A 21670-nucleotide genomic window follows, 5' to 3' on the forward strand; every position below is an offset into this window, starting at 1 on the left:
CTCCTAGCGACGGGCCGTGCAGAGCTGCGCCATCTCGAACAGGCGGCGCAGCGCGATCTCCCGCAACTGAACGCGAAGGCGGTGGGTGGCGGTGTAGCTGGCCTGCGGGTCATCCTCGGTACCCCGATCAAGCCGCACAAGGCCGCCTTCCACCATCTGATTCAACGCGATCTTCACGATACCTGCGCCCGACGACGGAGCTGCGCGGACGCTTTCGCGCAGGGTTTGGGGAAGCGCGCATACCGCCTCCCAACCCGGAGCCAAGTCCAACGGGATGTCCGCTGGCGGCGGATTAGCGTCCCTCAGGCGCTGAGCGAGGCTGTAAAGGGTGTCGCGACAGGTTGCGATCGTCACCGGTGGCGGGATCAGGCTGTCGTCGTCCAGCGAATCGCTGGTCGGAAAGAACGCCGCACAGATTGAGACATGCGCTAACACCAGGGCGGCCCGGTGAGGCTGCTCCATGCCATGCGCACGAATGTCGCCTAGCCGCACGGCAAAGCGGCTGTCCTTCGATTCAGGCACGAGCACCAGCCCGCGCAGCTCGCTGGCGTCGATGATCTGCAAAGTAAGCCCGGTGGCCACGTCCTCACACATTCGCCGGAAACTTGCGTCCACGCGAAACAGCGCGGCCAGTTCCCGGTACTCGGTGTCGCCGGCGGTCGTTAAGCTTGTCTGCAGCGCCTTGTAGATCAACGTCGCTGCGTTCTTGACCGATGGTTCTGGTCCGTTCACTGGCCGTCTTTCTTGAAGAATTCGAGGTTGTCGCCGCGTACAAAGTCCAGGATGAACTCCTCACCACTCTTGCGTGCCGCCATACCCTCGAAGGCGTTCTCACTCTGGGCAAAGGACTGGTAGAGGATGAAGACCAGGCAGCGCTGGGACGCCGCAGAAAGGCCGTCTTCGCGTGCGAGCTCGAGCAGGAAGTCCGCCTGCCAGGTGGCGCCCGTTTCGAACTTGGCCGCGAGCCAGTTGCGGGCCTCGTCCACCAGGGCCTTGGGAAAGGGATCGGGAATAGGGCTGAACTGCTCCAGCTCGCCCTCGTCCTCCGCTGGGGGCGTATCGTCAGTACGGGTCTCCCGCAGGATCGTGAAGGCGGTGTTCAGGTCGAAGACCTTCAGCGGCCGGGGCGGATACAGGGCGCTAAGGAATTTGTCGGCCTCGGCCAGCAGCACCGGCGAGTGCAGCTGCATGACGTTAGGGAAGATGGCGCTTTCGAGGTCTGGCAACCCCATGGGTCGACGCGCCCGGAAGGCAGCCTTCTGGGCTGCGATGAACAGCTCGTTGGAGGCGGAGATGTCCCGCACCAGCTTCATGCGGATATCGCCGGCGCCGCGCAGTGTTTCCCGCAGCTGCACCAGGTTTTCCCGCGTGTGTAGTTCCGTGGCTTCGTGAAGCACGTCGCCGACTGCCTGCTCCATCCGGAAATCCTCCGCCTGGCGGTCGCTGACGTGTTTGCGGGCCTCAGCCAGCCGGCCCTGCATCTCCTTGCTCCAATTCACCGACGACGGGGCCCGGTATGCCTGCTGCAGCTTGTCGCTGATCAACTGGCGGAACTCGATGGAGAGCTTCCGGGCGCGCCGGGCAATGTCCAGCGCCGCCTCGAACCGACCACGCCGGACTAGCAGGTCCAGCATCTTCTCCATCAGCTCCTGGGAGTCCTCCGGCGACAGGTCCAGCATGCCCAAATACACCAGGTAGCCCTCGGCGGTGGGGGTGTACCGGTAGACGTCCTGGGGATCCGGCTGGAACTGAACCAGCCGGAACCGGAACATCCGCACGCTTTCGGAAGGGGCGTCAAAGTATTCGGCCTCAAATTCCCGGTGTTTGTTGGCCTTGTTGTCCAGGCCGTCCAGGACGGCAGTGGCCACTCTCCGGGCCTGAGTCGAAGTCAAGCTAGGACGCATACGGGCGGCCGTGTCAGCGACATGCTGCAGCACTTCGGACGACATGCTGCCCATGGAGATCGTTGTGGCCTCCATCATGTGATCCAGTGCCGACAGCGCCAAATAGTGGGTGTCTACGCCGTCGAACGGGCTAGAGCCGTCGGCCTCCTGCACAAGTGCCTTGGATCGCTCCAGCTGAAACATGGGCCGAAAGAGCAGCACGTTGCGCTGCTGGCGCGACAAGTCCAGCAGCCCGGCGCTCCGTCGGATTGAATCGAGGGTGCCTGCGGGAAGCGAAGGCTCTTTCACGGGTGCGGCGCCCCGGGGCCGTTCTGCATGATGTTCCTCCAAATTTCGCCGCGGAAGCCCGCTGCAACCGTTCGAATCAGCATATCAAATAGAACGGTCTGCCCCATGGCTGGCATGCGCGATGGACTTATCCAGAAGCGCGTGGTAGGCAAGGAAAGGTCACATGCTCCCAGCGAGTCGGCGACTATGAATTGGTCGCGATGAGTGACCGCTCCCAGTCTGACGCGTGCGTACATGGAGGACCGCTGTGCAGGGTAAGCCGACTTCCTGTCGTACGGAAACGAGCGACTGCAACCTGCCCTTCATCTGCCGGCGAAGCATCTTGCTCGGGCTGCAGTCACAGCGGCGTCTGAAGGGAAAACAAATCTCGCCGGACTCGCAGGATCGGGACATGTTCTCGATCAAAATGTTGTTTTCCCTCTGACGGAGCATGGTTTGAGGGGAAAACCACTCCGACTCCCACTCGATGCCGCCGCGCGCCCACCTGAAGCGATGGGAGGTGATGTGGTGCGACGTGGAGTGTACGTCTGCCGCGCCGCGTGGCCCGCGAACACCGTAAACCGCGAGCGCGCGGCCGTAGACCGGCGACGAGGTGGGCGCGGCGTGGATAGGACGGTCGCGGCTGGGTCGAATCGAGGGGCGGCCAGCGCTACCTACAGGCGTAGGCGTTCGTGGCTCCGGCGCCAGCCCCAGCAACGCCCGTTTCGCACGAAGTGCACAAGCTGCGATCCGGAGCGCCGTGAAGCATGTCGCATCGTCCTCCTCCAGATGGACCTCGCCCACCCAGCCGCGCGGCAGAATGCGGCCACTTCCGCAATCGAAAGCTACCGATGATGACTGAAGAGTGGATTCTCCAGACGAAAGAAACGCGCCGCCTCTACGCCAACGCAACCTGGGTTCCACTGAGGGCGTCCATCAATGACGAAAAGGGGGACGTGAAGCAGATTGGGTTCGTCAGCGACGTTTTCGCCTGCGGGTCTGCCGCCTTCCCTCCAGAGCACCGAGCACTGGTAGAGGAGCGCTTGGGCTGGAGCTACCTCGGCATCGGCCACACCATAGCGCCATACGCCTACGAAGATGGCTACTACGCCACCATCGATCAATTTCAATACAACGACAAGGAGCCAATAGGGGTCAACCTCGTCTTTGAGCACCCGCAACCTGTCGTCGGTGGGAGGCAGTGGATATTGAATCCTGATCTGGTTGTTGCGCTCCACCTGATAAAGGAGGGGACGAACTGGGTGAGACCTGAAGAAAATTTCGTCGTGGTGGCTCGCGAGGTTCTCGACAAGGACGGCGAGCACACGCTGATCGAAATCAAGCGAGAATTCCTTCTTGACTATTTGGCCGCGAGAAATCTATCTTTGCGCCTATCCTTCTATCGCCAACGAGTGGAAAACGTGCCGTCGCTTGACGGTAGCAACTACGCAAATTTAAAAGCTCACAAAGAGAACGAGCGCGACGGTGGACGATTTCAACTCCTAATTCGCGATATCAACGATGTTTTCGGAGGAAGCTGGGCGTTGTTCCGAGCTTGGCGAACTGACGTCGATGAAGATGACGATGCCCCGGTGATGGGGCCAGAAAACAACGACAACACCGGCCATGAAAGCTCACGCGGGAATCGTGGCGGTTATGAAGGTGTTCGGGCTGAAGGCGAATTCTGGCGAGACGAATGGATTAACCATCAATCTCGGAGTGTGCGAGTTCGAGGAGACGCAGACACGAACCTCCCCCAATTCATCGTGGAGACTGACGGAACCCGCATGGCATCTGCCGCCCTGGACAACGAAGATATTGGCCGATGGCTGTGGTTCCGCTCCAGCGTAGTCAATGAGCTTCTGAACCTCAGAGGTTTTTCGCTGGAGTGGTATACAGCGGAAACTGGCGGCATCCAGTCAACGTCAGGCTACAAAACTCATTTCGGAATCAATTCATCCGATCTGATTACTGTGTATGCTTACGATGTTGCCAAGCTGAACCCTTGGGAGCAGCATATTTGGGCCGCGCATAATGCCGTTCCCGAAGGAAAGGTTTCGAGCGAATTATTAGCCTCGCAGGTCAAGGCTGAGCCCGCAGACACGCATGCCGTTGAATTCATATTTTTCGAAACCATGCGAATGCTGGAAACGAACTTCAAGAAGGTATACGGAATCTCGCTCTTCACCCACGATATAGATGACGCTGCGGCTATGCAGCACGTGTCTAGATTTACGAGCAAAGATCAAGCTTCGTTACTGCGGCTGGCGAAAGAGATTGTTCGTATGTTCTCGGATCGCCTCAATGTTCGTGAGCTTCGCAAGGTGGCAGTGCATGCGGACAAAGACAAACTTGGCTCAAACAAGCTGCTGCAGGACGTGTTAGCTCAAAAGGTGGGTGACGAAAAGGCCCGCCGAATCTTTGCCGAAATCGCCGGCACTTACGATATGCGTTTGGGTGATGCGCATCCCACGGGATCAAGGATCGCGGATGCCATAGAGCTTGCCGGGATTGATCAAAGCCTTTCTTTCTTGCGGCAAGGGGAGCGGCTAATCAACAACTTTGGACGAGCCATATGGCTCACAGGGAAGCTCCTTTTTGGGCATTTGGAAGAGGACGAGGCCGCATAGGAGGTGTAGATGGCAAAGACAGGCTACCTGTATGTGCTGGTGCATCCCTCTGATCCGGACCTGTACAGGTCGAGGTGACGATCCTTGAGCCGGGTGAACGGCTGGCGCAGCACAACCGTAACTTTGACGAGTACGCCGGCAAGATCGTCAAGGAGACCGGCCAGCCTTGGGAGCTCAAGACGTACATCGAAGTCACCGCCCCCTACTGCGCAGAAAAGACGTTCTGGGGAGCAACGCCGTGGAGCGTGATTCCGTTTCGAGGAAGCGTCGAAGTCAGGAAGATGGAGTGGAAGTGGGTTCAGCAGGGCTTGGATGCGGCAACGAAGGCAGGCGAGCGACCGCCACCGCCGCCGCGAAGGACGCCAGCGCGGAACCGCGAATGGATGGTGGACCAGTTGTAGGGCGCCGGCATCGCCATGATCGGTAGCTACCGTGGACTGGTCACGGGCATCGAGGTCCAGTGTGAGAAGGGCCACGTGTTCAAGGAATCGGCAGGCCTCGTCGCGAATCAGAAGACGAGCGCTTGCTGCGTGGAATGGCGTGGACGCAGCTTGCGAACAAGTCTGCGGTAGTGGGCCGCACACGAATGATAAAAACCAAAGCTGGAGGGATCGAACTTGTTCGAAAGCATCGTACTTAGGAACAGCGAGGACGCTGGAAACATCACGTTGGGCGCCATTGCGGAGGCGCTTCTCTTCTATCAAAACAGTCGCATTGTTGTAGGACACGGAACGCTGGTTTCGTTTGCCAGGGATGGCAGCCTTGGCAACGTCTTGGCGCTTGTAAAAGAGGGGCGCCTGCAGGCAGTGCATTGTGAGGAGACTCTTGGCACCGTCACCAACTCACACGGCGCGTCACAGGCGTATGACTTCGGCGCAATGACGCTGGTTGGACATGAGGACGTCCGGGGAAGGAACCGGGCAGAACGCATCGAGATAAGTTTGCGCAATTGCGGCATTGAACCACGTAGGGCGAAGGCCCAAGCTCAAGCCTTTGTCGATGCAGTTCCTGCGAAGAGCTTGGAGAAGGACGACTATGTAAAAGGCGGCATCCCGAATGCAGCCCGGATGGACGCAAAAGACCGCGTAACGCTGAAAGGGCTTCTGCGGGCAGGACTCGCCGCTGTGCCAGGCGGGTATGACGCGGGCGACAGTCTTGAGGCTGACTACGTCCTCAGCGACCTAGGCTACTTTCTATTTACCAACATTGACTTCGCGGCGGTCAACGAGCGCAGAGCGAGCATGAGCCCGGCGATGGAGCCGCTGACGCCAGCCGCCCTGTTCAATCTCATCTTGGAGTCGCGAGCCGACATGCACTTGGCTGCGTTCTATGGCGGAGATTTCGTTACGACAACTGCGAATTCGGCGCTGGTTCGGTGGCGGCAAGCGCACTTGTTCGAGCGCGCAGACCGCAATCGTGAAGCGCGCGAGCAATTTTCGGAACTTGTTTTGGCCGACTGCCCAAGCATTCGAGAGGTCATCGACAGCGGAGAGCGATCATTCGCTGAGTTCTTGAAGGCCTTGGATAAAGCGCAAAAGTTCAAAGCTTGGATGGCGAAAACAAATCCGGATCAGAAGTTGGTCAGCCAGTACATCGAAGCGTTGAAGGCAGACACTTGGGCCGACAAGGCGCCAGTCAAGGCAGTTCGGTATCTCTTCTCGCTCGTGACCGGCACCGTCGATCCAACCGCAGGCATCATCTCTGGTGCCGCAGACGCATTTCTGGTGGACAAGCTTCTGAAAGGTTGGCGGCCAAATCACTTTGTGGATGACCGGCTGAAACCGTTTCTACGTTAGAAGGCGAACCATGAGCGATTGGGATTTCTTGCACGACATGCACGACCGTGGGTACAGCGCGGATGACATGGCTGACGCCGCCGCCTGCGGCTACGCCCCTTGGCAAGCGAAGTATATCGACAGGGAATGGGCCGAGGCGCAGCTTGAGGGGGAGCCAGAAGAGGACGCGGCCTCAGTTCAGCCCGTCCGGAGCAGAGAAGGCTTTCCATTCAGCATCCTTGAGCAAACGGAAATCTTCCAAGACTTGGTCGACTGCGCGGCACGCCACTTCGAGAACACAGGCCGATACCTTCAGGTCTGGGGCGAACTGGGAGAAATCTACGCAGAGATCAAGTTTGGTCTTCGCCGCCATGCGACCCACGCGCCCGGCTCTGACGGCACGATTGACGGCAAGCGTGTCGAGGTCAAGACCATCTCGCCCGAAAAGACCAGCGACCACGTACTGGTCAAGAGCCAAGGCGACTTCGAGAAGCTGCTGATCGTCCGGATTGATCGCGAATTCCAGTTTCAAGGCAAGTTGTTTGACCGAAGCGAGCTAAAGGGTGGCGCTGGTAAGTTCCTTCAAGGCCGACTCAAGGGAGACTAGACGGCTTTTTGCGCATACGCTTCTCGGACCGCCTGATGGCTTTCGACGCAGGCATTCAGGATGACTAGCGCATGGCGCAATAAGACTTCGCTGCGTTGGGGCTCAAACCAATGGCCGTTGAACTTGCCTCCGTGGAACAAGTTGTTTCGCACCCGACAGACAAGCCGCAGGATGAGCTCAGCCTGGTGCTTGTGATCCGGGAGAACTTCACTCCAACCCAACAAGCCATCCGCCTGCTGAATCTGCTTTTTCGGCGAATGGTCAATGTAGTACTGAACGGATGCTTGTAGTTCCGCGGAAGACGGTGCCTCAAGCGTCGGGCGGATTTCGGTGGCGAAAGCACCCCAGTCAGCCGTTGGATCGCGCCGATTCGGTTCGCGCAGGCCGACGACCTTCAAGCAGTACTCGCACCTTGCGAACTCTCGGAAGAACTCGAAGCCAAGTGCATCGAGATTGGATGCTTGGGCCATGATTTATTCGTCCCACTTGAGCACGTCTGCCCAGTCGATGCGGTTCTGAAATGATGAGTTGAACCGGATCATTGCAGTGCACCAGTCAGCTACATTGATCCTCGCCACCCACTCCCTACCCGCCTGGTCGTTGCCAAACAGGCGATATACCCCAGTCCAGTACTCAAACGAATCATCGCCTCTCTCAACACCCTGCCATACGAGCTTTGCGCCCGTGGCATGGACGATCTTGTTGCAAGACTCGCGCAGAGAAAGGGCGCCGTGGCCTTCAATCGCTCCAATATCAAGGCCGCTGCTTGCTTCCATTTGTAGCGTGCGTGCGTCGAACTGGCTGTCCTCCGCACAACCAATGTCCTGCAACATCCGGATTTTGATGGCGGCATCGATCATGGTGCCACTAACGAGAGCTTTCAAATGGCCGAAGTACTGCCACCACTCATACTCCATGGGGTGTTCAGCATCGCGGACGATTCGGAATCGCTTGCAAAACTCCTGACTACCGAGCGTCACGTGATGAAGCGTGAAGAGGCGAGCTTCAATCGAATCGAAGTCGATGGAGTGCGTCATGTGCGCCCGTAGCTAGCACGTCCATGCCGCCCTGTTGGCCTCTTTTGGCTGGCGCGAACAGTAAGCACCCTACCTTGCCCATCGAGCATGAACTGCACGCCATGTGGCTGGCTCTCCTTGGGAAACTGCTCGGCGTATGCATCTGCCTCAGCCATCGATTCAAACAGGCGAATCGGTGCGCCGTCGAACAACCTTCTATCGGCTAGCCACTCCCCCGATTCCTGCAAGTACTCCATGGAACCCATTCCATAGAACCTTGCAACGCCCCAGTTCTTTGCCATGCGGTTGTCCTTCACAAGTGTTTTCCGATGCTAGCGCCTCGATGCGAGCAGGCCAGCATGGGAAAACACGTGGGCCGATTGCGCTGGAGATTCGCTAGGGTCTAATGCTGATATCAAGCATAGGAGCATCAGGAGATTGGTGAAGCAAGAAGGCGCAAAGCAGAGATTGAAAACTCAAGGCGCGGGTTGGCAACTGGTACGGAGAGGGCCATTTCCGCCTGCGTTCATAGGTTATGACGGATAACCTCTAGGTGCCGGCTCGCTTGCCTGAATCAGTCAGTTCCAAATGACCGCTGTCAGCGTTGCTGCAGACATCAAGGTCGCAGGTGCCCAACGGCAGCAACCAGTCTGAAGCGGAAGCTCCAAGACTCCGCAACAGCGGCTCAGTTGTATCGACCGCGCCGTGGTTCGCCTCCGAGACGAATGGGTTTCGTCCCGAAGGGGGTCTAGCTTCAATAAACCCTCGATTTTTTTGACACTCTGTTAGGAACGCGTCATAACGAAATCTGATGGCGTTTTCAGATTTAACACTCTGCAATCAAGGGCCACTGGGCAACAGGGCGCCAAACCCAATAGAAACGTCGATTTTTTTTAACACTCTGTTGGGGATCACTAGGTCTTGGAAGCTCCCTGCAGGGCGCCAAATTCGTCGGATTCCACCGCCCAAAGCCAGCCGGAAGGGCAACGGCTGTCTCCATCTATCTGGATCGGGCCCTGGGCGTGGCGCGGGTGGCCGACGCCGCCAGCAGGCCGGCGAAGGCCTGTGCCGCCGGCGACAGGCTGCGCCCCGCGCGGCGGATGATGCCGATGGTCCGGCTGATGGCAGGCTTCTCCAGCCGTACGCCCACCACCGCCGCGGGCTTGCGCGGCAGCGTCAGCTGCGGCACCACGGCGATGCCCATGCCGTTCTCCACCATGCCGATCAGCGTGGAGACGTGGCGCACCTCGCACACCGGGCGCGGCAGCGGCGGCATCTCGGCCAGCGCCTGGTCGATGAACAGCCGATTGCGGCTGTCGTGGGAAACCCGGGCGTGCGGGTAGGCCGCCAGTTCCTCCCATCCCACCGACCGGCGCCGCGCCAGCGGATGGTCCGCGCGGCAGGCCAGCACGTAGGGCTCCTTCAGCAGCGGCGTGAACTCCACCTCCGGGTCCTGCATGCCGATGTAGTTGAGCGCGAAGTCGGCCTCGCCCTGCTTCACGCTGGCCAGCACCTCGTCGGCGCCCTCCTCGATCACGCGCACCAGCACGCGCGGATGCTCCTTGCGGAAGGCGTTGATCACCGGGGGCATGAAGTGGTGCACGGTGGAGAGCACGCAGCCGATGGTCACGTCGCCCGCCTCCAGCTCGGCGGCGTCGCGCAGGCTCAGCACCGACCGGTCCAGGTCTTCCACAACGCCGCGGATCTGGCCCAGGAAACGCCGGCCCAGCAGGGTGAGCTCCACGTTGCGCGTGGTGCGGTCGAACAGGCGCACGTCCAGCATGTTCTCCAGGTGCGAGATGCGGCGCGAAAGCGCCGGCTGCGACAGGTAGAGCGCCCGCGCAGCGGCGGCGAAGCTCTGCGTCTCGGCCACGGTGATGAAGGCCCGGAGGTCGGCCAGCGATGGTTTTGTCATGGCAACTCACTCATGCAAGGAATGCAATAAAACACCAGAAACTTGCAATTTACTGCAAGGGCCCGAATGCGGAAGATGCGCGCCATAACAAGGAGACAACATGAAGCGCCGCCAACTGCTGCAAGCCGCCTCGGCCGCGATCGCCCTTCCGGGCGTGGCCTTCGCGCAGGCCTTTCCGAGCAAGCCGATCCGCTACATCGTTCCCGTGGCCGCAGGTGGCGGCAACGACATGATCGCCCGCGTGGTGACCGAGCGCTGGGGGCGCCTGCTGGGGCAGGCCATGCCCGTGGACAACCAGAGCGGCGGCGGCGGCGTGGTCGCCAGCCAGCTCACCGCGCACGCCCCGCCCGACGGCTACACGCTCATGCAGGGCTACGTGGCCACGCACGGCACCACGCCGGCCACGCGCAAGGTGAGCTACGACGCGATCAAGGACTTCACCCCCATCGGCATGATCGGCGCCACCCCCAACGTGCTGGTGGTCAACGCCTCGGTGCCCGCCAAGACGGTGGGCGAGTTCATCCAGTACCTCAAGGCCAACCGCGGCAGCGTGAGCTACGGATCGGCCGGCGCCGGCTCGCTCACGCACCTGACCATGGAGCTGTTCAAGCAGGAGACGGGCACCGTCATGGTCCACATCCCCTACCGCGGCATCGCCCCGGCCATCAACGACCTGCTGGGCGGACAGACCCAGGCCATGTTCCCCGGCCTGGCCGCCGCGCTGCCGCACCTTCGCTCGGGCCGCATGCGCGCGCTGGCCGTCACGGGCAAGCAGCGCAGCGCGCAGGTCAAGGACGTTCCCACCATGGAGGAGGCCGGCTTCAAGGGCTTCGACGCCATGCAGTGGTACGGCTCCGTGGGGCCGGCCGGCATGCCGGCGGACGTCGTGCAGCGCCTCAACGAGACCCAGGTGGCGGTGCTCAAGTCGCCCGACCTGGCGGAGAAGCTGGCCAGCGAGGCGGTGGAGCCCTGGCCCATGACGCCCGAGCAGTTCGGCCAGTACATCGTTGCCGACATCCGGCGCTGGACCGCGCTCGCCAAGGCCCGAAACATCCGCCTCGACGAATGAGCCTTCCCCTTTCTCTTCACCTTCTTCCTGTTTCTTCAACCGCAACCTGAATTCATCCTGTGGCCCGCAACACGCAAGTCCCCGCCGATCTTTCCGCGCCCCCGATCACGTCCATCCTCGCCCGCTTCGTGGCCGGCCACCGCTCGCGCGGCTGGTCCGACGCGGTGGAGCACGAGGCGCACCGCACTTTCTACAACTGGCTGGGCTGCGCCATCGGCGCGGCGCACCACGAGGCGGCCGACGCCGCGCTGGGGGCGGTGCAGATGCTGCAGCCCGCGCCCCAGGCCACGGTGCTGGGCCGCAGCGAGAAGGTGGACATGGCCAGCGCCGCGCTGATCAACGGCATCACCTCGCACACCTTCGACTTCGACGACACGCACCTCAAGACGATCATCCATCCGGCCGGCCCGGTGGCTTCGGCCGTGCTCGCGCTGGCCGAGCACCAGGGCCTGGCCGGCCGCGACGTCATCGATGCGCTGGTGCTGGGCATTGACGTGGCCTGCCGCGTGGGCAATGCCATGTACCCGGACCACTACGACCGCGGCTGGCACATCACCGGCTCCACCGGCATGCTCGGCGCGGCGGCGGGCTGCGCGCGCCTGCTGAAGCTCGACGAGAAACGCACGGCGATGGCGCTGGGCATCGCGGCCTCGCAGCCGGTGGGCGTGCGCGAGCAGTTCGGCACCATGACCAAGCCCTTCCACCCGGGCGGCGCGGCGCGCGCCGGCCTGCTGTCGGCGCTGCTGGCCAGCCGGGGCTTCACCGCCAGCGAGCGGGCGCTGGAGGCGCCGCGCGGCTTCGTGCAGGTGGTCTCGGACAAGCGGGCATGGAACGAAGTGACCGACGAACTGGGCGAGCGCTTCGAGATCTCCTTCAACACCTACAAGCCCTTTGCCTGCGGCATCGTGATCCATCCAAGCATCGACGCCTGCGTGCAGCTGCGCGCCCAGGGCATCACCGACGATCAGGTGGAACGCATCGAGCTGCGCGTGCATTCGCTGGTGCTGGAGCTCACCGGCAAGAAGGAGCCCAGGGACGGCCTGCAGGGCAAGTTCAGCGTCTACCACGGCTGCGCCGTGGGCCTGCTGTACGGCCGCGCCGGCGAGGAAGAGTTCTCCGACGCGGTGGTGACCGACCCGCGCGTGGTCGCGCTGCGCAACAAGGTGCAGGCCACGGTGGACGACGGCATCGACGAAGCCGCGGTGCGCGTGGCCGCGGTGCTCAAGGACGGCCGCCGGGTGGAGGTGCGCGTGGACCATGCCATCGGCTCCATGCAGAACCCGCTGGCCGACGCGCAGCTGCAGGGCAAGTTCGATGGCCTGGTGGTGCCGGTGCTGGGCCGGGAGCGCGCCGACCGCATCAGCGCCCAGTGCCGGTCGCTGGCCGCGCTGGCCGACGTGCGCGGCCTCACGGCCCTGTGCACCGCCTGACGAAGCGAAGGAGCTGACATGAGCATGAGCGCACTTCGCATCGGCATCCTGGACGGCGATGACATCGGGCACGAGATCGTGCCGGCCTCGGTGGCCGTCGCCCGCGCCGCGGCCGAGCTCCATGGCGTGCAGGTCGACTGGCGGCCGCTGCCCATCGGCGCGAGCGCGCTGCAGACGCATGGCCACACGCTGCCGCCGGAGACGCTGTCCGCGCTGCACCAACTCGACGGCTGGATCCTCGGCCCCATCGGACACCGCGCCTATCCCCCTGGGCCCAACGCGATCAATCCGCACCCGATCCTGCGCAAGCAGTTCAACCTGTTCGCCAACGTCCGGCCCACGCGCTCCTATCCCGACATCGGCTGCCTCCACGACGGCGTCGACCTGGTGATCGTGCGCGAGAACAACGAGGGCTTCCAGCCCGATCGCAACATGGTGGCCGGCTCGGGCGAGTTCCGGCCCAACGACGAGGTCACGCTCTCCGTGCGCGTCATCACTCGCACGGGCAGCCGACGCGTGGCCAGGGCCGCCTTCGAACTCGCGCGCCAGCGCCGCAGGCACCTGACCTACGTGCACAAGGACACGGTGTTCAAGCTGGGCTGCGGCATGTTCGTGGAGGAGTGCCGCAAGCTCGCCGCCGAGTACCCCGACGTTCGGGTGGACGACGTGATCGTCGACACCTTCGCCATGCGCCTGGTGCGCGACCCGCAGAGCTTCGACGTGGTGGTCACCACCAACATGTTCGGCGACATCCTGTCCGACGAGGCCGCTGGCCTGGTGGGCGGCCTGGGCATGGCGCCGGGCCTGTGCATCGGCGACGGCGACGTGGCGATGGCGCAGGCCACGCACGGCTCGGCGCCCGACATCGCGGGCCAGGGCATCGCCAACCCCTACGCCATGATCGAGTCCACGCGGATGATGTTCGAATGGCTGGGCCACAGCCGCGGCAACGAAGGCGCTGTCCGCATGGGCGCCTCCATGGCGAAGGCAACCACCGCCGCGCTGGCCGACCGGCAGGCGCGCACAGGCGACATCCGCGGCAGCGGCAACACGGCCACGTTCACGCAGGCCGTGCTGAAGAACCTGAGGGCCTGACACGCATGCCTCACCTTCCAGCCTCCGCCGCGCTGCAGCGCTTTCGCGTCATCGACCTCACGCAGGTGCGCGCCGGCCCCACAGCCTGCCGCCAGCTCGCCGACTGGGGCGCCGACGTCATCCAGGTGCAGATGCCCGAGCACATGCGCGGCGACGACACCCTGGGCGGGCAGGACGGCTCCGACTACCAGTACACGCACCGCAACAAGCGCTCGATCACGCTGGACCTGAAACAGGCCGAAGGCATCGCCACGCTCAAGCGGCTGATCGCCACCTCCGACGTGGTGGTGGAGAACTTCCGCCCGGACGTGAAATTCCGCCTGGGCATCGACTACGAGACGCTGGCGGCGGACCATCCGCGCCTGGTCTACGCCAGCATCTCGGGCTTCGGCCAGACCGGCCCGCTCGCGCAACGGCCGGGCTTCGACCAGATCGCGCAGGGCATGGGCGGGCTCATGTCGGTGACCGGGCTGCAGGAGCAGGGGCCCGTGCGGGTGGGCATCCCGATCGCCGACCTGTGCGCGGGCATCTTCGCGGCGCAGGGCATCCTGGTGGCGCTGCTGGAGCGCGAGAGCTCCGGCAAGGGGCAGTGGCTGCACACCTCGCTGCTGGAGTCCATGGTCTACATGATGGACTTCCAGACCTCGCGCTTTCTCATCGACGGCGAGGTCGCGGCGCAGGCGGGCAACTTCCATCCCACCAGCATTCCGACCGGCGTCTACAAGGCGCGAGACGGCTACATGAATATCGCGGTGTTCGGCTCCAGGATCTGGGAGCGCTTCTGCAACATCCTGGGCGCGCCGGAGTGGATCGACGACGCGCGCTACCACGACAAGGCCGCGCGCTCGGTCAACCGGGACGCGCTCAACGCCGAGATCAACCGCCGGCTGGCGGCGCACGACCGCGCCCACTGGGTCAGGCAGTTCAACGAGGGCGGCGTCGCCTGCGGCCTGATCAACGACATGGGAGAGGTCTTCGACGAGCCGCAGATCCGGCACCTGGGCATGGTCAAGAAGGTGGTCTCGCGCTGGCACGGCGAGCAGCGCCTGGTGGGCCAGCCGGTGCAGCTGGAGCGCACGCCCGGCACCATCGCGCGCGCCGCCCCGCGCCGCGGCGAGCACAGCGAAGAGATCCTTTCCGAACTGGGCCTGACGGGCGAAGAGCTCGCCCGCATGAAGGCCGCAGGAGTCTTTTGATGACGAACACCCACCCCGACTACATCTCCACCACCGATCGCGTGCAGGCCTGGCTGGATGGCCGCGCACTGCACGTCCGCTTCAACAACCCGGCGCGGCACAACGCGCTGTCGGTCGACATGTGGGAGGCGGTGCCGCCCCTGCTCGACCAGGCCCGGGACGACGATCGCGTGCGCGTCGTGGTGTTCTCCGGCGCCGGAGGCAAGGCCTTCGTGTCCGGCGCGGACATCTCGCAGTTCGAGGACATGCGCGCGGCACGCGAGGCCGTTGCGCACTACGAGCAGATGGCCGAGACCACGCTCATGGGCATCCACGACTTCGCCAAGCCCACGCTGGCCTGCATCCAGGGGTACTGCATCGGCGGCGGGGTGAACGTGGCCATCGCCTGTGACATCCGCATCGCCGCCACCGACTCGGTGTTCTCCGTACCCGCGGCGCGCCTGGGCCTGGGCTACCGCTACTCGGCCATGAAGAACCTGGTGGACCTGATCGGCCCGGGCGCCGCGAAGGACCTGTTCTTCACCGCCCGCCGCATCGACGCGGCCGAGGCGAAGGCGATCGGCCTCGTATCGCGCACCTGCGCGCCCGAAGCCCTGGACGGGCTCTTGGCCGAGTACGTCGGTGCCCTCTCGGAAAACGCGCCGCTCACCGTGATGGCCGGCAAGGCGATCGTGCGCGAGATCCTCAAGCCCTCGCCCGAACTCGACATGGCGCTGTGCACCAGCCTGATCCGCGGCTGCTTCGAGAGCGCGGACTACACCGAGGGCCGAACGGCCTTCATGCAGAAGCGCAAGCCGGTCTTCACCGGCCGCTGAACCACGACAAGGAGCAACCGCGATGCAGTCCTACTGGATGCAGATGACCGACAAGGACACCGTGATCGAACTGCGCGAGGCGCCCACGCCGGTGCCCGGGCCGCGCCAGCTGCTGGTGCGCATGCACGCGGCCGCGCTCAACCGCGGCGAGTTCCTGCTGGGCCACGGCCTGCACGGCAAGCCCGGCAGCTGGAAGGCCATCGGCGGCGAAGGCGCGGGCGAGGTGGTGGCCGCCGGCGACGAAGCGGGCGGCTTCGGGCCGGGCGACCGCGTGATGGGCCGCTGCGCCGGCGCCTTCTCGGAATACGCGCTGATGGAGGCGGCCGAGGCCATGCCGATGCCCGCGACCCTTTCCTTCGAGCAGGCAGCCGGCATTCCGCTGACCTTCCTCGTGGCCTTCGACATGCTGGTGCTGCAGGGCCGCCTGCAGCCGGGCGAATGGCTGCTGGTGAACGGCGTCTCGTCCGGCGTGGGCGTGGCCTCGCTGCAGCTGGGCAAGGCGCTGGGCGCGAAGGTGATCGGCACCTCGGGCTCGGCCGGCAAGCTGGCGTCGCTCGGCGAACTGGGCCTGGACGTGGCCCTTCACACCCGCAGCGCCGGCTTCGCGCCGGCGGTGATGGAGGCGACCGGCGGGCTGGGCGCCAACCTGGTCGTGAACACCGTGGGCGGCACCGTCTTCGCCGAGAACGTCCGCGCCGCGGCCTTCGAGGCCCGCCTGGCCACCGTGGGCCACGTGGACGGCGTGCTGCATGCCGACATCGACCTGGACGCGCTGCACGCGCGGCGCCTGACGCTCTTCGGCGTCTCCAACAAGCTTCGCACCAAGGAGCAGCGCGCCGCCGCGGTGCCGCGCTTCGTGGCCGAGGTGCTGCCGCACTTCGCGGCGGGCCGCATCCGCCCGGTGATCGACCGCGTGGTCGACTTCGACCGCCTGCCGCAGGCCAAGGCCAGCATGGAAGCCGGCCAGCACGTCGGCAAGATCGTGCTGCGCATGCCAGCCGCCGCCTGAGGCCTTCCTCTTCGTTCTCGACGACGACCAGAGCCACAACGGAAGGAGACAAGCATGAAGACCAGGCACTTCGCCACGGCGTTGGCGTTGGGCGCGCTTTCGCACGCCCCGTGGGCGCAGCCCGCGCCCTATCCCGGCAAGCCCATCCGCCTCGTGATCGGCTTCGCGGCCGGCGGCGCGGCCGACTACGTGGCACGCTCGATGAGCGAATCCTTCGGCAGGGCGATGGGCCAGCCGGTGGTGGTGGACAACAAGCCGGGCAACGGCTCGAGCATCGCGGCGGACATCGTCGCCAAGTCGCCGGCCGACGGCTACACGCTGCTCATCGCCAGCCCCAGCAGTATCTCGGTGAACCCGGCGCTCAACCCGAAGATCGGCTACGCGCCCTCCGACCTCCTGCCCGTCACGAAGATCACCACCTCGCCGCTGGTGCTGGCGGTGAACCCGGCGGCCGGCATCGGCTCGGTGCCCGAGCTGATCGCGGCGGCGAAGAAGGAACCGGACAAGCTCAACTACTCCACCTCGGGCAACGGCTCGGCGCCGCATCTGGGCGCTGCGCTCTTCACGCTGCTCACCGGCGCGCCTATGACCCACGTGCCCTACAAGGGCGGCAGCCTGGCCATCCAGTCGGTGATGGCGGGCGACACGCAGGTCACCTTCGGCACCTCGCCCTCGGTGCTGCCGATGGCCAAGGGCGGGCGGCTGAAGGTGCTGGCGGTGAGCACGCGCGAGCGTTCGCCGCTGGTGCCGGACCTGCCCGGCATGCGCGAGGCCGGCCTGCCCGAGTACCACCTGGAGTTCTGGTACGGCATATTCGTGCCCGCGGGCACGCCGCCGGCGGTGGTGAAGAAGATCTTCGAGGCGGCCCGGACCGCCATGCAGCAGCCCTCGGTGAAGACCGGCCTGGCGCGCGAGGGCACAGAGGTGTCGCTTTCGACGTCGCCGGAAGAGTTCGGGCAGTTCCTGATGTCGGACGGCAGGTTCTGGGTGGACCTGGTGAAGAACGCGAAAGTGAAGGTGGAGTGATGAACATGGAACACACCGTCACCGTCTCCAGGCGCTCGGTGCTGGCCGCCGGCGCGGTGATGCTGGGCGGCTGCGCCGCCATCGGGTCTTCGATCGGGCCTTCGGCCAATGCGCGGGCGGCCCGCACCGAGCTCTCGCCAACCGGCAGGCTGCGCGCGGCCATCAACTTCGGCAATCCCATCCTCGCGACCAGGGGCTCCGGCGGCGAGCCGCAGGGCGTCTCGGTGGACCTCGCGCGCGAGGCCGCGCGGCGGCTGGACCTGCCCGTCGATCTGGTGCAGTTCAATTCGGCCGGCAGCGTGGTCGAGGCCGTGAAGGCGGGCCGGGTGGACATGGCCTTCGTCGCCATCGACCCGGTGCGCGGCGCCGACATGGACTACACCGCGCCCTACGTGATCATCGAAGGCGCCTACCTCGTGCGCAACGCCTCGCCGCTGCGGCGCAACGAGGAAGTGGACCGCACCGGCAACCGCGTGGTGGTGGGACGCGGCAGCGCCTACGACCTGTTCCTCACGCGCGAGCTCAAGGCCGCCACGCTGGTGCGCGCGTCCACCTCGCCGGCCGTCACCGACATGTTCCTCGCGCAGGACCTGGACGTGGCAGCCGGCGTCAGGCAGCAGCTGGAGGCCGACGCCCGGCGCGTGGGCGGCGTGCGCCTGCTGCCGGGGCGCTTCATGGTGATCGAGCAGGCCATGGGCGTACCCAAGGGACGCACCGCGGCGCAGGTCTGGCTGAGCGCGTATATCGAGGAGATGAAGCGATCGGGCTTCGTGGCGGAAGCGCTCAGGCGCCACGCGATCGAGGGCGCCGCCGTGGCGCCACCGCGCGCGGGATGAGTGCGTGCCCCGGGGACGCCCCGATCGGCAACGCGTCGACATCGACAAGGCCTGCCAACTGCTGAACGAGCCATGCTATCGCGCCGCCTGCGCGGCAGGCACCCGGCGCGAACCGGATCGCGCCCGCCTGCCCTGCGCGATGCCCGGCTTCTCGACCAGCCGATAGCTCACGACCGAAGCCACCACCAGCACCAGCGCGCAGAAGATGCCGGTCAGCCAGTACTGCAGCGCGCCGGCCATCGCGAACTCCCGCACCGGCCCCGCGGCGAGGACGATGCTCAGGACCAGTCCCTGCAGCAGGTAGATGCTGTAGCTCACCGTGCTCATGCGCCGCGCCGCGCGCAGGGACAGCAGGCCGAACAGCGTGCCGCCACGGCAGACCAGGTGAAAGAAGCCCCACAGCAGCAGCACCTGGACGGGCCCGACCATGTGCTCGAAGCCGAGGAACACGGCCCCGAGGCAGGCCAGCGCGAGCAGCGAAGCCACCCACTCGGGCATGCGCCGCGCGGCCACGTCCGCATCCGTGTCCGCACCATTGCGCCGAGCGAGCCACGCCGACAGCATGCCCAGCAGGAACGAGGCCAGCACCCAGGCCACGGCACCGATCACCAGCGCGGTCGTCGGGCGATTGGGCGAGGCGCCCGGCGAAAGCGCCGCGACGGTCAGCGCCAGCATGCACAGCAGCAGGCCGCCCGCGACGAAGCGCGGCGTCCGCCCGCCGCGCGCGACCGGCGCCATAGGCCGCAGCGCGCCGTAGAACAGCCACTCGAAGAAGATCGTCCACGTCACGCCCGCGAGGATCAGCCCCGTTCCGGCATGGCCGTTGATGTCCGGCTGCAGCGGCCAGATGCCGAGGGCCAGCCACTGGAGCACCGCGGCAAGCACGGACCACGCCGGCTCCCTGAGCTCGAACCCGGTACGCCATGCGACGACGAGGAACATCAGCCCCACCGCCAGCAGGTAGGTCGGGCCGATGCGCCACAGCCGGCCGACGTACAGGCCCCTCCAGTCAGGCCGCCCCTGCGCGTCGAGCAATTTCCCCCAGAACAGGAAGCCGGTGATCATGAAGAAGACACCCACGCCGACCTGCCCCAGCAGCGTGGGAAAGCCCGGCGGCGGAAAGGTCCACTCGCCGCGCTCGATGTAGCCGTGGGTCACCATCAGGTGGTGCACGAAGACGCTCAGCGCGAGGAAGCCGCGCAGGCCGTCGAGCGTCGCCGTACGCCGATCGCGCCCGTGCGGCTCGTCGGCCACGCGGAAGACCGGCAGGGCCAGCATCCCGAGCACGACCAGCACGAGCACGAAATACGGCCAGGCGGAAAAGACGCTCATCGGCGGCGCGGCCTGCTCAGCGGCCTTCTCGCTTCGGACGTCTTTGCGGAAATGTCGGCCTCTCTTCTCGCCGGCTCCGCGCGCTCCTTGCCCAGCTCACCGACGGCCGGCGGCCGGAAGCGCGACGCATACGCCCACGCGGCGCCGCGCCGGTACAGCGCGAACACCCTCATGCGCCAGCGGCATCGAGGTCCCTGGCCGCGAGCGATCGCGGCCGCATGTCGGTCCAGTTCGCCTCGATGTAGGCGCTGCAGGCCGCCCTGTCGGTGGCGGGCAGCGCCACGTTCCAGCCGGCCGGCACGGCGATGAAGGCCGGCCACAGCGAGTGCTGACCTTCCTCGTTCACCAGCACCAGGAAGCTGGCGTTCTTGTCGTCGAACGGATTGCTCATCTTCGGATTCCTTGCAGGGGGTTCTTCGTTCAGGCCATCGCCATGGATGCCGCGGACGCAGCGGGCTCGCGCAGCGCCTCGAGTGCGGCAGCGATTTCGTCGAGCGCACGGTGGCGCGCGAAGTCGTCGCGCAGCACGCCCGCGCGCTGCCGGTAGGCGGGTTCGTTCAGCAGCCTGCGCACCGCGTCGCCGATCTGGCGCGCGCCGGGCTGGCCGTTGCCGAGGTTGATGCCGGCGCCCGACCAGGCCACGCGCGCGGCGATCTCGGGCTTCTCCTCGGTGGCGCCCGACACCACCAGCGGCACGCCCAGGCTCAGCGCATGGTTGACCGAGCCGTAGCCGCCGTTGGTCACCATCGCATGCACCTTGGGCAGCAGCCGGTCGTAGGGAAGGAAGGGCAGCACGCGGGCGTTCGCGGGCACGGCCATGTTCAGCGCGGCCGGCGCGGGGCCGCCGGTGGTGGCGATGACCTGGATGTCGCTGGCGCCGGCCAGGCCCTGCAGGGTCGGGCCGATGAGTTGCGCCGGGTTCTGGTTGGCCAGCGTGCCCTGCGTGACCAGCACGACCCGGCGGCCGTCATCCAGCTCGTGCCACCAGTCGGGCTCCACGAAGTCGCGGCTGGCGGGCGCGAGCAGCGGGCCGACGAAGCGCACCGAGGCCGGCAGGTCGCTGCGCGGGTACTCGAAGGATTCGGATGTCAGCTGCAGGTACAAGTCCGGCAGCTTGACCATGGCATCGACGAAGAACTCCGGCAGCGCCGGCAGGCCCGCGCAGGTCAGCAGCGCGTCGAAGTAGCGCTGCACCTCGCCGAACATCGCCTGCCGGAGGTTGGCGTTCATCGCGCGGTTGCGCACGCGTCCTTCCGCCGTGGCCGATGGCGGCAGGGCCGTGCCGAAGAAGGCCGTGTCGCAGCTCGAAAGCGGCAGCGCCGAGATGCCGATGCCCACGACGGCCGGGCGCTCCTCGCGCGGCCCCAGCAGCAGCGGGAAGGTGCCGCAGAACATCGTGTCGACCACGATGGCGTCGGCCGCGAAGTCGCGCAGGATCGAGCGCAGGCCGCTGCGCTGCGCCGCCATGGCGTCGGCGAAGAAATGCTTCAGGCCGAAGCACAGCTGCGCATGCGCCGACGGCAGGCGCTGGCGCTGCGGAAAGCGCTGGTCGAGCTCGTGGTGGTCGAAGTCGATCGCAGCCTCGAAGGGCACGAAGCCCGCGCCCGTGGCCTCGGCCTGCGCCCGGAAGCGGCTCGCGGTGTGCACCCGCACCTCGTGCCCGAGGCCCACCAGGTGCTGCGCGATGGCCAGCATCGGCAGCACGTGTCCCGGCAGCGGCGTCGCCGCGATGAGATAGCGCGCCATGG

Annotated in this window: 21 protein-coding genes; 12 read left to right on the forward strand and 9 right to left on the reverse strand. The window is 65.3% G+C overall.

Going from position 1 to position 21670, the window contains the following annotated elements:
- Positions 1-3: 3 nt before the first annotated feature.
- Positions 4-732, reverse strand: a complete 729-nt coding sequence (locus ABL840_RS37455) for a hypothetical protein (RefSeq protein ID WP_093300041.1) — start codon at positions 730-732, stop codon at positions 4-6.
- On the reverse strand, positions 729-2192 hold the full coding sequence (locus ABL840_RS37460; protein WP_418116143.1) for a hypothetical protein: 1464 nt from the start codon (positions 2190-2192) through the stop codon (positions 729-731). Before ABL840_RS37460 ends, ABL840_RS37455 begins: the two co-directional genes overlap by 4 nt.
- A gap of 830 nt (positions 2193-3022) precedes the next feature.
- Here ABL840_RS37460 and ABL840_RS37465 point away from each other — a divergent pair.
- From ABL840_RS37465 to ABL840_RS37480, 4 genes are all read left to right on the forward strand, one after another.
- Positions 3023-4801: a hypothetical protein gene (locus ABL840_RS37465; protein WP_418116144.1), complete on the forward strand. Its 1779-nt coding sequence runs from the start codon at positions 3023-3025 to the stop codon at positions 4799-4801.
- Between the two features lie 74 nt (positions 4802-4875).
- On the forward strand, positions 4876-5202 hold the full coding sequence (locus tag ABL840_RS37470) for a hypothetical protein (protein WP_093300042.1): 327 nt from the start codon (positions 4876-4878) through the stop codon (positions 5200-5202).
- 216 nt (positions 5203-5418) lie between these two features.
- Entirely contained in the window at positions 5419-6597 is a 1179-nt protein-coding gene (locus ABL840_RS37475) for a hypothetical protein (protein WP_093300044.1), read from the forward strand.
- Between the two features lie 10 nt (positions 6598-6607).
- Positions 6608-7183, forward strand: coding sequence for a DUF6998 domain-containing protein (locus tag ABL840_RS37480; protein WP_093300045.1), 576 nt, complete (start codon positions 6608-6610; stop codon positions 7181-7183).
- Here ABL840_RS37480 and ABL840_RS37485 read toward each other — a convergent pair.
- The 4 genes from ABL840_RS37485 to ABL840_RS37500 form a co-directional block, all read right to left on the reverse strand.
- The gene (locus ABL840_RS37485; RefSeq protein ID WP_093300047.1) at positions 7180-7653 is read right to left on the reverse strand and encodes a hypothetical protein; all 474 of its coding nucleotides are present in this window, start codon (positions 7651-7653) and stop codon (positions 7180-7182) included. The two genes, ABL840_RS37480 and ABL840_RS37485, sit on opposite strands and share 4 nt — an antisense overlap.
- A 3-nt stretch (positions 7654-7656) precedes the next feature.
- Positions 7657-8220, reverse strand: coding sequence for a hypothetical protein (locus ABL840_RS37490; protein ID WP_093300048.1), 564 nt, complete (start codon positions 8218-8220; stop codon positions 7657-7659).
- Positions 8217-8501, reverse strand: coding sequence for a hypothetical protein (locus ABL840_RS37495; protein WP_093429308.1), 285 nt, complete (start codon positions 8499-8501; stop codon positions 8217-8219). Before ABL840_RS37495 ends, ABL840_RS37490 begins: the two co-directional genes overlap by 4 nt.
- Before the next feature lie 698 nt (positions 8502-9199).
- Positions 9200-10114 (reverse strand): LysR family transcriptional regulator, encoded by a 915-nt coding sequence (locus ABL840_RS37500; protein WP_093196094.1) that lies wholly within the window; start codon positions 10112-10114, stop codon positions 9200-9202.
- 100 nt (positions 10115-10214) lie between these two features.
- Between ABL840_RS37500 and ABL840_RS37505 the strand changes: the two genes are divergently transcribed.
- Genes ABL840_RS37505 through ABL840_RS37540 form a run of 8 tightly spaced genes read left to right on the forward strand, consistent with a single transcriptional unit; the run spans position 10215 to position 18590 of the window.
- The gene (locus ABL840_RS37505; RefSeq protein ID WP_093300051.1) at positions 10215-11183 is read left to right on the forward strand and encodes a Bug family tripartite tricarboxylate transporter substrate binding protein; all 969 of its coding nucleotides are present in this window, start codon (positions 10215-10217) and stop codon (positions 11181-11183) included.
- A gap of 59 nt (positions 11184-11242) precedes the next feature.
- The gene (locus ABL840_RS37510) at positions 11243-12613 is read left to right on the forward strand and encodes an MmgE/PrpD family protein (RefSeq protein ID WP_093300053.1); all 1371 of its coding nucleotides are present in this window, start codon (positions 11243-11245) and stop codon (positions 12611-12613) included.
- 24 nt (positions 12614-12637) lie between these two features.
- Positions 12638-13708, forward strand: coding sequence for an isocitrate/isopropylmalate dehydrogenase family protein (locus ABL840_RS37515; RefSeq protein WP_418116145.1), 1071 nt, complete (start codon positions 12638-12640; stop codon positions 13706-13708).
- 5 nt (positions 13709-13713) lie between these two features.
- Entirely contained in the window at positions 13714-14904 is a 1191-nt protein-coding gene (locus ABL840_RS37520; protein WP_093300056.1) for a CaiB/BaiF CoA transferase family protein, read from the forward strand.
- Entirely contained in the window at positions 14904-15719 is an 816-nt protein-coding gene (locus ABL840_RS37525) for an enoyl-CoA hydratase (RefSeq protein WP_093300057.1), read from the forward strand. Before ABL840_RS37520 ends, ABL840_RS37525 begins: the two co-directional genes overlap by 1 nt.
- Before the next feature lie 22 nt (positions 15720-15741).
- Positions 15742-16728 carry a zinc-binding dehydrogenase gene (locus ABL840_RS37530; protein ID WP_093300059.1) on the forward strand — a complete coding sequence of 329 codons (987 nt, stop codon included), beginning with the start codon at positions 15742-15744 and terminating at the stop codon, positions 16726-16728.
- A gap of 54 nt (positions 16729-16782) precedes the next feature.
- The gene (locus ABL840_RS37535; RefSeq protein WP_093300060.1) at positions 16783-17754 is read left to right on the forward strand and encodes a tripartite tricarboxylate transporter substrate binding protein; all 972 of its coding nucleotides are present in this window, start codon (positions 16783-16785) and stop codon (positions 17752-17754) included.
- A 5-nt stretch (positions 17755-17759) separates the two neighbouring features.
- On the forward strand, positions 17760-18590 hold the full coding sequence (locus ABL840_RS37540) for an ABC transporter substrate-binding protein (protein ID WP_093300555.1): 831 nt from the start codon (positions 17760-17762) through the stop codon (positions 18588-18590).
- 75 nt (positions 18591-18665) lie between these two features.
- Here the strand turns inward: ABL840_RS37540 and ABL840_RS37545 are convergent, their stop codons facing one another.
- The 3 genes from ABL840_RS37545 to ABL840_RS37555 form a co-directional block, all read right to left on the reverse strand.
- The gene (locus ABL840_RS37545; RefSeq protein WP_093300062.1) at positions 18666-19922 is read right to left on the reverse strand and encodes an acyltransferase family protein; all 1257 of its coding nucleotides are present in this window, start codon (positions 19920-19922) and stop codon (positions 18666-18668) included.
- 169 nt (positions 19923-20091) lie between these two features.
- Positions 20092-20313 (reverse strand): MbtH family protein, encoded by a 222-nt coding sequence (locus tag ABL840_RS37550; RefSeq protein ID WP_093196085.1) that lies wholly within the window; start codon positions 20311-20313, stop codon positions 20092-20094.
- Between the two features lie 29 nt (positions 20314-20342).
- Complete coding sequence (locus ABL840_RS37555) at positions 20343-21668, reverse strand: glycosyltransferase (RefSeq protein ID WP_093300063.1); 1326 nt, start codon at positions 21666-21668, stop codon at positions 20343-20345.
- Positions 21669-21670: the final 2 nt, after the last annotated feature.

It is taken from the genome of Variovorax sp. NFACC27, assembly GCF_048301545.1.
In the GTDB taxonomy this organism is placed as follows: domain Bacteria; phylum Pseudomonadota; class Gammaproteobacteria; order Burkholderiales; family Burkholderiaceae_C; genus Variovorax; species Variovorax gossypii.

Bases quoted from the DNA above. Each gene is read 5' to 3' on its own strand.
- ABL840_RS37520 (WP_093300056.1), top strand. From the start codon at position 13,714: ATGCCTCACCTTCCAGCCTCCGCCGCGCTGCAGCGCTTTCGCGTCATC.
- ABL840_RS37480 (WP_093300045.1), top strand. From the start codon at position 6,608: ATGAGCGATTGGGATTTCTTGCACGACATGCACGACCGTGGGTACAGC.
- ABL840_RS37490 (WP_093300048.1), bottom strand. From the start codon at position 8,220: ATGACGCACTCCATCGACTTCGATTCGATTGAAGCTCGCCTCTTCACG.
- ABL840_RS37535 (WP_093300060.1), top strand. From the start codon at position 16,783: ATGAAGACCAGGCACTTCGCCACGGCGTTGGCGTTGGGCGCGCTTTCG.
- ABL840_RS37465 (WP_418116144.1), top strand. From the start codon at position 3,023: ATGATGACTGAAGAGTGGATTCTCCAGACGAAAGAAACGCGCCGCCTC.
- ABL840_RS37505 (WP_093300051.1), top strand. From the start codon at position 10,215: ATGAAGCGCCGCCAACTGCTGCAAGCCGCCTCGGCCGCGATCGCCCTT.
- ABL840_RS37530 (WP_093300059.1), top strand. From the start codon at position 15,742: ATGCAGTCCTACTGGATGCAGATGACCGACAAGGACACCGTGATCGAA.
- ABL840_RS37545 (WP_093300062.1), bottom strand. From the start codon at position 19,922: ATGAGCGTCTTTTCCGCCTGGCCGTATTTCGTGCTCGTGCTGGTCGTG.
- ABL840_RS37550 (WP_093196085.1), bottom strand. From the start codon at position 20,313: ATGAGCAATCCGTTCGACGACAAGAACGCCAGCTTCCTGGTGCTGGTG.
- ABL840_RS37525 (WP_093300057.1), top strand. From the start codon at position 14,904: ATGACGAACACCCACCCCGACTACATCTCCACCACCGATCGCGTGCAG.
- ABL840_RS37495 (WP_093429308.1), bottom strand. From the start codon at position 8,501: ATGGCAAAGAACTGGGGCGTTGCAAGGTTCTATGGAATGGGTTCCATG.
- ABL840_RS37485 (WP_093300047.1), bottom strand. From the start codon at position 7,653: ATGGCCCAAGCATCCAATCTCGATGCACTTGGCTTCGAGTTCTTCCGA.
- ABL840_RS37540 (WP_093300555.1), top strand. From the start codon at position 17,760: ATGGAACACACCGTCACCGTCTCCAGGCGCTCGGTGCTGGCCGCCGGC.
- ABL840_RS37515 (WP_418116145.1), top strand. From the start codon at position 12,638: ATGAGCGCACTTCGCATCGGCATCCTGGACGGCGATGACATCGGGCAC.
- ABL840_RS37555 (WP_093300063.1), bottom strand. From the start codon at position 21,668: ATGGCGCGCTATCTCATCGCGGCGACGCCGCTGCCGGGACACGTGCTG.
- ABL840_RS37500 (WP_093196094.1), bottom strand. From the start codon at position 10,114: ATGACAAAACCATCGCTGGCCGACCTCCGGGCCTTCATCACCGTGGCC.